Raw genomic sequence first — 13775 nt, 5'->3', positions numbered from 1 at the left:
AGAATGGCAAAGCAAGAACGTAGATGGACGAGAAAAGTGTCCGCAAGTCTCATGGCCATCACATCCCACCTGCCAAAGAGATGGGTGAGCGAGCGTTACTCCTGCTCGGACTCCTCAGCCTGCTTACGGCTGCGGATGAGGTGCGCCACGCCGATGCACAGCACCGCGCCACCAGCGATCCAAGTGAAGGTCACGCCGTTGAGGCCGGTGAGAGGAAGGTTGGAGCCCTTCTTGTTCCGGACGACAAGGGTGACGGTGCCGCCATCGACTGACGGGGTGACCAAAGTGGAGCCGTTCTTCCCCGCGGTCACATTCAGCGTATTCGGATCAGTGTTCCCATCGAGCGTCGCGTCCTCGAGTTCATCAAGGCCCTCGGCGGTAATGGTGAAGGTAAAGTCATCCAACGTGTTGTAGCCAGGGTTACTGCCCTCAACCTCGTGCACCGTGTAGGTACCGGCATCGAGGCCCTTTACGTTGATTTCACCATTCTCATTAGTCTTGAACTTGTACTCGCCATCGCCAAGCGAACCGTTCTCATGAACATACTGCGTGCCCACTTTGCCAGACTCAAGCTCGTCAGCGCCCGTGGCTTTGATGGTAAACATGACGTCCTTGAGCTTGGTGTTACTATCGACAGAGTCTTCCTTGACGAGCTTAAGCGCATAGGTGTAATCACGAACGGTATCGGGCACGGACTCACCCTTGCCACCGCTCATGGGGTTATTGGAGTAGATGAGCTTAACATTGTTGTCATTGCCCACGCCGCCAACGGTAACCTTCTCAGTCCTCGCGGGATTGAGTTTTGCGGTGTAGGTGACGACGACCCTGGAGTCCTTGGTGATGCTAATGGCAGAGGAACCGTTCTTGGCGGTCACAGCCTTCAAATCATTAAACTTAACCGTCAGAACATTATTGTTGCCAGTCGTATTGTATTCAACCGCGCCCGTGGGAAGGTTTACCTCGGTTCCACTCGTATCCTCGTTGTTCGCATAAACCGTAACATGGACCGAATTATTGTCGGCAATCAGGCCAGCAGACAGTTCGTCGCGGAACTCGTAGTAGTAAGTATTGAACGAGGCCACGTTTTCGGCAACGGTGCCGGTCAGCTGATATTGAACATTCTGACCAACCTGCGAGTCAGCCTTGTCGGCCCAACGGCTGCCAGGCTTGTCGTCCTTAATCTTCTTTGTAACCGTAGGAATGCCGGTCTTCTCGGTAACCTCAACAGCACTGCCGCCCACGACAGCGAAAATCGGCGAAGTGCCAGTCTGCTTTTTGCCGGAATAGCTATCCGCAGTGCCGATAGAGTCATCGTCCGTCAGGAAGAGATAGTAGCCAGAGTTATCAAATGATACTGAGATGTCCGCGGCGAAAGCAGCGGTAGAAGCTCCCTTTGGCGTGACAGGAGTAGTGCCCTTGACCAAGCTAGCAATCGTATCGAGCAAATCACCATTGTTCACAACCTGAGAAGCATCCTGGAGATTTGTGGCCATCCAGTCGGCGACGTCCTGTGCGGAGGGATCATTGGAAAGCTCGCCGCTTTTGTCGGCATTCTTTATGGCGGCAATGATGCCAGCCCTAACAGTTTCAGATAGCCCGTTGGCCCAATCGACGTTGGACGCGACCCTCTTCCCGTCCTTGTCCACGACATCGGCCTTAAAGATTTGATATGCCTTGTACTTCACATCACCATTGTTTTCGTTCTTCTTGATGGTGATGCTATTGGCCGTTGCAGCCGCACCCTCAGCTGCAAACGCCATGGTCACCGGGGCCATGACGCCGCCGAAGCTCAGCGCTGCTGTGAGGCCGGCGGTTACTGCCAGGCGTGCGATGTTCTTGCTCATGCTCATCTTCTTTTCCTCTGCTTTCTGCTCGAATTCCATTTGATCTAAATCTGTCTGTCTGTGTCTTAGCATCTACTTCGCTACGTCTCGCCCCGCTCTCTGTGGGGCTGCCAGCTACTCTTTATGGCTGCCACCTCCCCGCTTGACCAGGAGCGCGACCACGATGAGCGCGGCTCCGGCGACCGCTGCGGCGGCCGCGGCGTACATTGCCATATCGCCAGTCGAGGGCATAAAGCCTCCGGTGGTAATGCTAGGGGGTGTGCCGGTGGGCGTGTTGATGAGCGACGCCTCCAGGCTGCCCGTCGACCCGTCCGCGCTGTCGGCGCGCAGGGGCGACTCGGCCGTGATGGTGAGCTTGGGCTTGGCGGCGGCCACCTGATCGACGTCCAGGCCCTCGGCCTTGACCGTCACGGATCGTATGCCCTCAAAGGCGGTGTAGCCCTTGGGTGCCTTGAGCTCGCGGACCTCCAGCTTGCCCGAGTCCACGCCCGAGACGGTCACGCGGCCGTCCTCGCCCGTTGTGACGGTGGCCTTGCCCTCCGCATCCCACGTGCCGTCGGCCGCCAGTGTGCGACCGCGGGCGTCGGCGATGCTCAGGACCGCCCCGGCAAGCGGTTTGTCGCCGTCGCTGCCGCGCTTGGTGAGCGCGAGATCCCAGGTGTAGGCGCACGCATCATCGCTCGGCGTGCGGGTGAATCCGGCGTCGCCGGACTGGTCGGCAAAGGGAGAGCGCGGGTAGCGCAGGTAGACCTCGTTGGGGTTGCCCTTGGCGATGCCGTGGCTGCATGCGCTGTTGAGCGGCGCATTGTACACGGCGACCACGCGGGCGCCAGCTGTGAAGGCGTCGGCCCCGCCGAGCGCGGCGATCAGGTCGCCGGTGCGCACGGTGAAGGTCTTACCGTCGACCGAGACCCTGCACTGGGCCGTGATATCGGTCCAACCCTTCGCGGGCTCGGTACCGGTGCGCCCGTCCTTGCCGGCCGAGACGGCACCGAAGCCGCCGTCCGCGCCCGCCGCCGCGTACACGCGCATGCTCGCGGCCACCTTGGAGGGGTCGAGCCCCGCGCCCATGGTGTCGACGAACCGCACCGTGTAGGTGTCGTAGGCAGCAAGACCCGCTGGAACCGTGGCCGAGAGGCGCCAGTACAGGTCGTCGGCGACCGTGGCGTCGGCGGCCTTGCCCCAGGCGGCGGTGCTGTCCTCCAGCACGTGCTTGGCCACCTTGGGAGTGGCGGCCTTGGGCTTGACGGTGACGGCGCTGCCGCCGACCAGAACCATGATCGGCGCGGTGCCGACCTCGCCCTGGGCGATGGCGTCGTCGTCGGCGACGATGAGCCAGTAGCCACAGGACAGCTCGGTCGTCGTGCCCGCGTTAAGGGCCACGGACACGGCGTCAGAGCTCTGGAGGGAACGAGCGAGCTGTGCGCTCAGCGCGCTCGTAAGGTGGGAATCGGTGTTGAGCCACTCGGCAGCTTCCTGCGCGGTGGACTGGGAATTGGGCATGCCGGCGCTGTGCAGCACAGGCAGCGCGGCGTCGCGTGCGGCGTCGCTTGCCCAGGCGAGGTCGGTGGCGATCTTGGCGTCGCCGCTGTCGTCGACGACGTTGGCGCTAAAGATCTGGTAGGCGTCGTAGCTGCGCGCCACGGTGCCGCTCACCGTGATGGAACCGGTCGAGGTCGGCGCGGCCTGCGCGGAAGCGGGGAACACAACCGCGCAGGTGCCGATCAGGAGGGCAAGCAGCGCAAACAAGATCGGGAAGGAGCAAACTTTCTTATTCACGACGCTCGCCTCCCTTCGCATTCGCCTTGCGACGAATGTGCATCCAGGCCGCAGCAGCGCAAAGCACCGCCGCGCCGGCAAGGTATGTCACAGTGACGCCCGACATACCGGAAAGAGGCAGAGTGGTGGAGTAGGTGTTGGTGAAGGTGGAGGCGGGAATGGCGTTGGGCGCGGCGTCCTTGCCGATGGTGTTACTCACGGTGTTGCCCATGTCGTCCTTCACCTGCGTGACCGTGGTGGAGGTGGTGAGGCCGGAGTACTTGCCAGTGGTCTCATCCATGACGGCCTTCACCGTGACGGCCACCTGGTACTCGGCCTTGGAGTAGCGAAGCTTGTCGATGGCACCGGTGGTAGGCGCGACCTCCTTCACCGTGTAGGTGTAGGTCTTGGCGCCAGTCGGGTTCGAATCGTCGATCTCGGCGAGGTACTTTTTGGAGAACGAGATACCGCCAAAGGATGCCACGATGTCGTTGACCTTGGTGGAGCCCGCTGCGGGAGCGACGGAAATAGTCGTCGGATCAAGCTTAGGTGCGCTATCCTTATTTGCCCCCGTAGCCTCGATGCTGAACTCGAACGGCACATATTTGTCTTTATCGCCCTTCGGCCAGTCCGTATTGCGAACAGATTTGGTCACCGGGATCTTCACGGACGTAGTGGTAAGGGCGTCGGAAATGTAGACGTTGTTCCCGTCAATCGTCGGGCTCTTTCCCTCGGTCCACGTGACGGAACCGTTCTCGTTGGACACCGTGAACTCATAAACCGTGGTGTTCAAGTTGTAGCCAAACGGAGCCTGGGTCTCAACAAGCGTGTACGTACCCGGCAGCAGACCCTCGAGCGTGAACTTGCCAGGCGCGGTGTCGGTGTCTGCCCACGTGGTATCGCTCGAAGTCGACTGGTCGCTCTCCCGGTCGATCACGGTCCAGGACTGGTCGGCCGTACCATCGGCGTCCTTTTTCTTGGTGAGCTTCCACTCAGAACCAGGCAAAGGAGTGTGTTTTGTGTCGTCCTCCGCCACCTTGGTCCAAGACACCGTACCGGTGATGATCTTGGTGTTGGGAATGGCACCTGTGGGGTTATTCTCGAACGGAACATTTTTGCCGTTCTCATCCACGTAACCCTGAACGTAGTTCGGCTTCTCGCCAGTATTGTTCATAGTGGCATAGTAGATGGTGTCTGACTTCTGGTAGCCAGCCGGCGCCGTCTCCTCTTTGATGTAATACGTGAAGTAGTTGGTATCGTTGGAATTGCCGATGTTTGCCTTCTGGTTCAGATAGTTGAACTGAAGCTTGCCATCACCCGAAGCGTAATCATTTGCGCCACCGTCAGTCACCGTCACGATAGCGTCCTTGCCCGCGACAGCATTCTCGACAGAACCATAGATAGCCCACGAGGAACCAGGAAGCGACGTGTTGCCGTTCGCCGCATCGACCTTGCTCCACGCAACGGCGGAGCCGTCGGGCGTATACGACCCAGACCACGGGAAGTTGTGACGCTCCTGATCCATATCGATGACGGAAGCCGAGTTACCCTCACCAAATGCTGCGGCAACCTTCGGGCTGTTCATTGAGAAATCGACGCCCACATAAACGCGGCCGTTGGTAGTCACATGGTCGTCGAAACTTCCGTTGGGAACGAGAATCGATCCGATCATAGCCGCCGCAGGATCGTCGTCAGTCCACTTGGCACCGGTGGCTGTGCCGCCGTATCCCCAGTCCGCGCGGTTTTCTCCCGCGATGCCGCCTCGAATGGTAAGGCTTTGCGTATCGACAAAGTTCCACATGATGGACTGGGAAGCCGTCGCGTATGCCTCGCCCAGCTCCTTGCCGGAATATTGAGTTTCGTAACCACGCGAAATCTCGGTACCGTTCCACCAAAAGCGCCAGCCATTGTGAAACTCAATATTCGAAGATCCGGTAACGTTCACAACAACCGAGGCGCCCTTGGGAATGCCCTCGAATGCGAAATCAACGCCACGATAATACTCGTTGTTGTATGTATTGCTCAGCTGAGAAGCATCGATGGTGAACACCTGCTGCATAGAGGTGTTGTCGCCCTTAAACGTGATAAGACGCTCGCTATTCTTGAAATGCTTACCATTGAGCGACGTATCGGCGCAGTCCGAATATATGGTCTTATACGACTCATCAAACACCAGGCCATAATTACAATCCGTCTTGTCGTACTTGTTGATTACGTAGTTGTTGTGATTGCTCGCGAAACCAACCTCGAGCGTGCCGGTATTTGCAAACGAGTTGAGCTGTTTCGATAGCTTCGAGAGGTACCCATCTTCACCGTTGTAGCTCGAATAATCGTTATTGTTGACATTAGTCAAATCAACAGTTTGATTGAACAGGTTGCTTTCCTGAAAGTTCTTGCCCTCGTACCAATTACCCTGCGTTGTCACCACGGATTGGCGTTTATTGTTATCGCGCCAGTATGTGATGGGGCCTGCGATCTGCGCAGTGTAGGCAAAGCCGGAAGGAGTCGCGCCCTCAGAAGATTTCTGCCGTCCGACCCAAGCGCCTTTCTCCCAAGCGCCAACGGTAGTCGTCTCCGGCGAGTCGCCGCTATAACCAACGCTCATCTTGGTGATCGCACTTTTAATTCCGGCCACCGCAAGCACGGTGCTGCCGGCGACAGGACGGAACTGGGAACCAAAACCAACGGTGCCAAAGCGGAAACCAGCACCAATTGATTGATAGGGCCAGCTCTCTTTGACTGGATTCATGGCAAGCTTGCCACGGACCAAGGTAAGGCCCTCCGCCTCAGCGGCATATGAGCCGGTGGGGGCGTTCTCCGCATCAAGATTACTAGTGTCGCTCGGCTTACCACCGATGTACATGTCGCGGCCGACGTAGGTGGCCACGCCGGGATCGGGGGTGGAGACATCGATATTCGTACCGATACCGATAGACGTGGGAACATAAATTCCCTTCTCCACGGTGGCCGTCGCTCTCGCTGAAGCCGCATTCGCACTCTGAGCCTGCCCAGCACTATTTGAAGAGCCAGCCTCGCCGCCATTGGTCTCGTCGCTATTCTGGTTTTCGGCATCCTCGCTGGTGTTATCTACAGCAGCGGACTCACTTGAGGAACCCATTACAGTTTCCTCGGTAGAAACCGTCTGGGCATCGTTGGCAATGGCCTGCGAGATCGGGGGCATGACGAGCGACAGTACCAGGCTCAACACGGAGGCTCCGCACAAAACGCCTGCCAATACACGGCGCGTCGCTTTATTACTCTGCTTAGATTTGTCCGAATTCGCTTTCATCGATGTCTCCTCCCCAAGAGACCGCGATCTTGCTCTTTCACCATCAAACGTATCTGCGCAATCTGTAATTGCGCTCGTTTAGTAATGCAATTATAACAATTGTTTAAACATCTGAGCAACAAAACCGACATTTTTGTAGCAAGTTCTCAATTCTCTTGACATTTGCTCAGATTTACCTTCGTTTATTCGCTATCTAATTTTTGTTTCTGCTGGTAATTTAGTTGCCTATTATTTTTTAATGGCATTAGATTTATTTGCACAACATTTTGCTCAAGAGCAAACATCCTGTGAACGGTCGAAAATCGACCGTGAGCGGTAGGTCATTAACCGGGATGAATATCCTACCAAATTGATGAGAATATCTTAAACCCATCGGTGGTTGGAAGCGTAATGTTCAGACAACCATATTTGAATTTTCGCGCAGCTTTTAGGCATCAATTCGCCCAAATCGCTTGAGGTCACCACAAAGGTGCCTGTCCCCATTGTGGTGGTTCTCCCCCGGCGCTACAGCAGATGTTCCTCAATAAAGATCGCGATGCCGTCTTTGTCGTTACTGGCGGTTACAAAGTCGGCTGCGGAGCGGGTGGCATCGCTGCCATTTGCCATGGCCACGCCCACGCCGGCGTCAGCCACCATGCAGGTGTCGTTATCGGCATCGCCAAACACGCAGATGTTCCGGAGCTCCATGCCGTTGAGCTCTGCCACGCGCACAAGGCCGCGCGTCTTGGACACGCGCGGATCCATGAACTCGTAGAGCCGTTGCGTGGTCTGCAGAGCCGCAGCCTTAACAGTGTCGTCGGCGAGCGTCGACGCCCGCTCGATGACCTGCGGCATCGCCTCGGGCGCCATGGTAAACATCACCTTGGCCTGCGGCTCGCGCAAAAACTCGGAAAAGTCGACCACCTTGTAGGGCACGCCGTCGACACGCGACAAGTGCTCGACGCACGCATTGCTCTCGGGCACATAGAGCACGCCGTCCCGAGGGCAAACGGGCGTTGCCGGCAGGTCTGCCATGTGCTCGCAAATGCGCGCGATGGTCTCGCCCGGCAGCGGATAGCTCAGCTCGTTGATGTCGTGCGCGCGGTCGATGACCTCGGCGCCACCGCAGCCCACGAGCACGTCCACCAGGCCTTCGATACCCCAGAGCTCGTACATGGCCTCGGTCGCGTGGGCGTCGCGCCCGGTACACAGGCCAAAGAGCACGCCACGCTCGCGCAAGGCGCGGATCGCCGCCACGGTGCGCGGGGACACCGTGTGCTGGCTCGTGAGCAGCGTGCCGTCGATATCGCAGAACACGGCTTTGATGTGGCTGAAGGTGGCGTCCATGGGGGCCTTTCTGGGTTGTGCGGCGGTGTGGGGTGTATCTGGATGTGGCGTTCATGGTATACCAAAGCGCGGGCGCGGCCCGTCAAAGCAAAAACCACCACAAAGGTGCCTGGCCCCTTTGTGGTGGCCGGACTCGCAGGATGGCCTGGCCCGGGGCGCAAACCATCACAACATTCGACGCTTTTCCGCAAAATCGCGATTTTCATCGAATGTTGTGATGGTTTTTTACTGCTTTGCGGCACGATCCAAGTGCCAGCGACCAAACAGCAGCAACGCCGCGGGAACCGCCGTCACGACCATGCCCGCCCCGATGAGCGTCTGCTGCACACCAAACGTCGCCGCCAGCCACGGGGCAATCGCCAGCGGGGCCACGCCGGCGAACATGTTGCCAAAGCCCATGACCGAGTTGACGCGACCGAGCTGCTCGAGCGGAGCCGTCGTTTGCACGATCGTGTTGTGGAGCGGGTTGACGACGCCCCAGGCCACGCCAAGGACAATCTGGCCGACAAGGGCTACGCCCACGTACGGCGTCCCCACATAGAGCAGACTTCCCAGGCCCACGGACATAAGCGCCGCGAGCAGCGTTTTAAGGTTGATCAGATGCGGCGGCAAACGGAGCGCGGCCACGGCGCCCAGCACCGCGCCCACGCCCGAGGCCGACGAGAGCCAGCCCATCCATTCGACACCGACGTGCAGGACATCGCGGTAGAAGAACGACTCCAGCGGATCGAAGGCACCGTAGCCAAAGTTCGAGAGGAAGATGATGCAGAAAAGTAGCGCGAGGACGCTGTTGGTGAAGACTGTCTTGATGCTGGTCGCGAAGGTGGCGCGGGTGGACGCGCTGGGGTCGGGGCTTTGGCTGGCGGTACTTGCCGTTGCGCTGCTGTCCGCGGGACCGCTTTCGCGCGTGGCGACGTGACCTGCTTGCGGCCTAAAGCCCCAACCGGCGACGAGCGCCAGTACGGTAAAGATCATCATGAGCACGAACACCGCGCGCGACGACGCGGCCGCCGCGACAAAGCCGCCCAGTGTGGGGCCAACGATGATGCTCACGTTTGAAAACATGGCGATAGCGGAGTTGATGCCTTTGAGCTCGACAGGATCGTCGGTGAGGTAGGCTGGATAGGATGTGGCGATGGGCTGGGCGAATCCCATCACAAAGCCCAGGAGTACCGCGCCGAGCAGGACGATGCCGGTCGCGCTGCCAAAGGCGAGGATTGCCGCGCCGGTTGCCAACGTGCCGACGATACTCGCCCGAAAATGCCAGCACGGACCCCAAGCGTCAAGCGCCGCTCCGCCCGCAAAGGATCCCAGGATCACAAATACATTCATAAACAGGACGGCCAGCGATGTCGCCACGACCGAGGCATCGTCCGCATAGGTGAGCGTTCCGATGACGCCGATAAAATAACTCGTCTGAAAGCCAGTGTAGATGAGAAAGCGCATCGCCACCAGGTGCTTGGCCTGGACGGACAGCGATGATTGAGGCTTTGAGAAAAAAGAGGAGAGCATGGAGACTCCTTGTTTCATACGAATACGGGCGGCGGGAATTCGCCACCGTCTGTCAAATCAATCTATCCGCATGAAACATTAAGGACGCATCAGGCCCCTTCTCCCCGTTTTTCGCCCGTCATGAACTACTTGGTAGATTGTAAGGCATGCCCCACGCATCTACCAAAGCAAAAACCACCACAAAGGTGCCTGGCCCCTTTGTGGTGGAAATGACGTTTGCCCAGATAAAACCTGCCAAAAGAATCCTGTCCCTTTTTGGCAGGTTTTAGGCCAGATGATCTTGGATCAGATCGCAGATGGCTCGAGCGTCGTTGATGTTGATGGCTCGGGTCGCAAAGCCGGCATCGAAGGCCTGACGCGCCAGGGCCTCGTTGCAGGCAAGGGCCAGCGTGTGGCCGTCGACCAGGTCGAGCGAGCTCTTGCCGCGCAGACGGTCGACACCCGATCGCGCGACGACGATGTTGTCGAAGCCCTCGGTCTTGTAACCCTCGATGATCACCACGTCGACATCGTTGTAACGCGACAGCAGCTCGCGCGCGGGCATCTCGTCCTCCTCGCGCGTGTCGGCGTACTCCGCCCAGCGCGTGGCGCAGATGAGGCCCACATGCTTGGATCCGGCCTGGTGATGGCGCCACGTATCTTTAGCGGGCACATCGATATCGAAGCCGTGATGCCCATGATGCTTGAGCGACCCCACGCGCAGGCCGCGGCGAGTGAGCTCGGCAATGACCTTCTCGACGAGCGTAGTCTTGCCCGAGTTTTGGTAGCCGATAAACGCGATCGCGGGGACGGCCGGGGCCGGAGCTGCAGGCGCAACGGCGACGGGTGCGCTCGCGGGTGCGTCGCCTGCGGCTCCCACGGCCTCAACAGCAGCGGCCTGACGCTCTGCGCGGTCCCATACGCCCGAGCGGCCGCCCTCCTTGTGCAGCAGGCGCACGTCGACGATCTCCATGCCGCGATCAACCGCCTTGCACATGTCGTAGATGGTTAGGCACGCGGCGCTCGCGCCGGTCAGTGCCTCCATCTCGATGCCGGTCTTGCCCGTCACGCCGGCCGTGACCAGCACGTGAAAGCCAACCTGTCCGTCCGTGCGCGCCGGGGCCCAGTCCTCGGGCACGTCCTCGACAGGCGTCCCCGCCGGAGCGATGGGCGCAATGTCGCACTTGCTCTTGGTAATGAGCAACGGATGGCACATGGGGATGATATCGCTCGTGCGTTTGATGGCCATGATGCCCGCCACGCGCGCGCAGGCAAGCACGTCGCCCTTTTTGGCGCGGTCCTGCAGCACCATGGCCTGTGTCTCGGGGTGCATGAGGATGGTGCCCTCGGCGATGGCAATGCGATGGGTCTCGGCCTTGTCGGACACGTCGACCATGCGCACCTCGCCCTTGGCGTCCACGTGCGTCAGCTCGTCGCGACGGGCGTCACGGGTGGGCTCGGTGCCAGCGCTGGCAGTCGGCTGTGCGGACGCGGACTCAGCGGCTTTGCTGGCCGCAGCCATGGCATTATGGGCAGACATTGCGGCCCTGCGAGCGGCCTTGGTGGCATCGGCGTACCTGCTCTTGGCCATATGATCATCCTCCGATTTGGGACATAAATCGTTGCGTGCCCTCAATTATCGCGTGTTCCTGCGGTTTGTGGGCCACGGCATCGCGCCAAATCGAAAGTACCTGCATATCATCACCACGGCGCAGGGCGTCACGCACCGAATACTCGGCATCGCTGAACAGGCACGGACGCACATTGCCATCGGCCGTCAGGCGCAGGCGGTTGCAATTCGCACAAAAATGGTTGGACATGGCGCTAATAAAGCCGACCGTTCCTGCCGCACCCGGAAAGTGCCAATAGCGCGCAGGGCCCGCGCCGGCAGGAGCGTCGTTGATGTCGAGCGGCTCGAGCTCGCCCAGTCCCGCCGCGGTGGCCCCGGCATTGATGCGCGCCCGCAGCTCGTCGCTCGGCACGGTATCGCTCGCGTCCCACAGCTCGGGATTGAGCGTGGGCGCATGCGGGTCCACAGCGCAATGCGAGCTCGTGTGTTCGTCGCCGATAGGCATGTATTCGATAAAGCGCAGGTGGATGGGGCGGTCGAGCGTGAGCCGCGCAAGGGCCGCTACATCCTGGTTGAGCCGGCGCACCACAACGCAGTTGACCTTAACGGGCTCAAAGCCCCAAGCCAGCGCCGCGTCGATGCCAGACATGGTCTGCTCGAGTCGACCCAAGCGCGTGATCTTCCCAAACAGCGTAGGGTCGAGTGTGTCGAGCGAGATGTTGACGCGGTTAAGCCCGGCATCTTTGAGCTGCGGCGCCAGCTTGGGCAGCAGGGCGCCGTTGGTGGTAAGCGAAATGTCCTCGATCTGCGGGATCGCGCGGATATCGCGAATGAGCGGAATAATACGGCGGCTGACCAGCGGCTCGCCACCCGTCAGGCGCACGCGGCGAATGCCCTCCCCCGCTACCAAGCGCACAAAGCGGGCAATTTCCTCGGCGCTGAGTAGCTCGTCGTGTGCGCGGGGCGCCACGCCATCGGCCGGCATGCAGTAAATGCAGCGGAAATTGCACTTGTCGGTAACGGCAATGCGCAGGTAGTTGATATCGCGACCAAAGCCGTCATGTTGCACGCGCCCGTCCACGCAGCCCTCCCCTCACGCGGCGTTTTATTCTTCGGAAAACATAATACCCCACGAGAGAATCATGCCGACACCCGTACGACAGGACAGGTCGCTTCGAGCAAAACGGACTTTCCAAGCCCATCCTCAGCATACAAACCATCACAACATTCGATGCTTTTCCCGATTTTGGCAAAAAACGTCGAATGTTGTGATGGTTTGCCTGCCCACGGCACCCCGCAGAAGGACCAAAGCGCCCCTAAAGGCCGCCGTCCCAGTGCCGAATCACGAATTCTCGCAGGTCGTTTTGACGTTTCTGGAACGCTTCGCTTCGGTCGCACTTAAGGCCCATAGCGAGCGCGATGGCGTTCATCGCCCGGTGCAATTGCAGCTGGTGGGCAGACTGAGTCCCGGTGAGGACGATCATCCTAAAGCCCAGCGCGCTCAGCACGGTCATACGCTCCGCATCCGACGCGCTGCGCTGTTTATCAAGATGGTCCGAGCCGTTGTATTCAATCCCCGTACCGCTTGCAGGCGCATATACATCGATCTCGAAATACCCGGCCTTTGCAAGATACTTGAACTCGTTGGGAACATTGACCCGATGGTTGAGCTCGATCTTGGCGTATCCCAGCCCGCCCTGGGAACGTTTTGCTACAACCATGATTGCGGTGGCCGTCTCCATGGGCGACCGCGCGCCATCGTGCACGCGCTTGAGCACGGCGGCCGCGCGTATAGCCCCCTGACGAGATCGGTTCTCATTGCAATAGGCAATCAAGTCGGCAACGGTATACCTCTGACCCATCTCGATATAATCGCCTGTCGACAGATGATTCAAATGGTATCGGGCGCAGATTTCGTAGCCATATTCCAGCTGCTCGGGCTCGCTCATCCACGAACCCGCTTGGACAAAGCACATGACCTCATCAACCACCAGAAGGCCCTCTGCCACCTCGATAAGATGGCCCGGAGGTACCGGCGCTCCAAACACGTGGCACCTGAATCCAGCCGGCGTCGAGCGCTCAAAATCGAAGTTGACGAGCGTGTCGATATGATCGAGCTCTCCTCGTGGAATACCGAGCGAGACTAGATGGTCGGCAACGATCCCAACTGCCGTTGAAGCCCTCAGCCCCTTGGCATCGAGTCCCAATTTGGGCAGGTTCGCGGTCGGCTCCGCCTCGTTAGCAAGCGAGTCCTCATCGTATAGGCTGCTTGCTCGCGAGAGCGGCTCGGACGGGCGCGCCACGTTGTGGTACAGCCAGGCAGTCTTATGGGACAGGACGATCGGCAGGTCCATGAGCCCTCCAATGGAGTCGGATAACCAACCTTATTCCCCTGCCCACGGGTCCGCACACCTTCGTGCGCAAGAAAGCGATTCCACCCGGTCAAGTGGTAGAAAAACCATCACAACATTCGATGCTTTTCCCGATTTTGGCGAAA

8 protein-coding genes are annotated in these 13775 nt (G+C 59.3%); all 8 read right to left on the bottom strand.

Annotation, left to right across the window (positions count from 1 at the left end; all coding sequences use genetic code 11):
* Positions 1-95: 95 nt before the first annotated feature.
* A complete protein-coding gene (locus tag ABHU32_RS00290; protein WP_346978406.1) occupies positions 96-1844 on the bottom strand; it encodes an isopeptide-forming domain-containing fimbrial protein in 1749 nt (582 codons plus the stop codon).
* A gap of 114 nt (positions 1845-1958) precedes the next feature.
* Positions 1959-3623, bottom strand: a complete 1665-nt coding sequence (locus ABHU32_RS00285; RefSeq protein ID WP_346978404.1) for a SpaA isopeptide-forming pilin-related protein — start codon at positions 3621-3623, stop codon at positions 1959-1961.
* Positions 3616-6891 (bottom strand): SpaA isopeptide-forming pilin-related protein, encoded by a 3276-nt coding sequence (locus tag ABHU32_RS00280; protein WP_346978403.1) that lies wholly within the window; start codon positions 6889-6891, stop codon positions 3616-3618. The genes ABHU32_RS00285 and ABHU32_RS00280 overlap by 8 nt, the downstream gene beginning before the upstream one ends.
* Before the next feature lie 504 nt (positions 6892-7395).
* Positions 7396-8217, bottom strand: coding sequence for an HAD family hydrolase (locus ABHU32_RS00275; protein WP_346978402.1), 822 nt, complete (start codon positions 8215-8217; stop codon positions 7396-7398).
* 225 nt (positions 8218-8442) lie between these two features.
* The gene (locus ABHU32_RS00270) at positions 8443-9729 is read right to left on the bottom strand and encodes an MFS transporter (protein ID WP_346978401.1); all 1287 of its coding nucleotides are present in this window, start codon (positions 9727-9729) and stop codon (positions 8443-8445) included.
* A gap of 265 nt (positions 9730-9994) precedes the next feature.
* Entirely contained in the window at positions 9995-11299 is a 1305-nt protein-coding gene (gene moaC / locus ABHU32_RS00265) for a cyclic pyranopterin monophosphate synthase MoaC (protein WP_346978400.1), read from the bottom strand.
* 4 nt (positions 11300-11303) lie between these two features.
* Complete coding sequence (gene moaA, locus ABHU32_RS00260) at positions 11304-12359, bottom strand: GTP 3',8-cyclase MoaA (RefSeq protein ID WP_346978398.1); 1056 nt, start codon at positions 12357-12359, stop codon at positions 11304-11306.
* A 235-nt stretch (positions 12360-12594) separates the two neighbouring features.
* Positions 12595-13632: a hypothetical protein gene (locus ABHU32_RS00255; RefSeq protein WP_346978397.1), complete on the bottom strand. Its 1038-nt coding sequence runs from the start codon at positions 13630-13632 to the stop codon at positions 12595-12597.
* Between the last annotated feature and the right edge of the window lie 143 nt (positions 13633-13775).

The organism is Collinsella aerofaciens (assembly GCF_039758965.1).
GTDB classification, from domain to species: domain Bacteria; phylum Actinomycetota; class Coriobacteriia; order Coriobacteriales; family Coriobacteriaceae; genus Collinsella; species Collinsella aerofaciens_BR.
This window is presented reverse-complemented; position numbering and strand designations above follow the sequence as displayed.

What these genes read in the sequence shown, in the direction of transcription:
- ABHU32_RS00290 (WP_346978406.1), bottom strand. Translation starts at nt 1,844, where the DNA reads ATGAGCAAGAACATCGCACGCCTGGCAGTAACCGCCGGCCTCACAGCA.
- ABHU32_RS00255 (WP_346978397.1), bottom strand. Translation starts at nt 13,632, where the DNA reads ATGGACCTGCCGATCGTCCTGTCCCATAAGACTGCCTGGCTGTACCAC.
- ABHU32_RS00270 (WP_346978401.1), bottom strand. Translation starts at nt 9,729, where the DNA reads ATGCTCTCCTCTTTTTTCTCAAAGCCTCAATCATCGCTGTCCGTCCAG.
- moaC (WP_346978400.1), bottom strand. Translation starts at nt 11,299, where the DNA reads ATGGCCAAGAGCAGGTACGCCGATGCCACCAAGGCCGCTCGCAGGGCC.
- ABHU32_RS00280 (WP_346978403.1), bottom strand. Translation starts at nt 6,891, where the DNA reads ATGAAAGCGAATTCGGACAAATCTAAGCAGAGTAATAAAGCGACGCGC.
- ABHU32_RS00275 (WP_346978402.1), bottom strand. Translation starts at nt 8,217, where the DNA reads ATGGACGCCACCTTCAGCCACATCAAAGCCGTGTTCTGCGATATCGAC.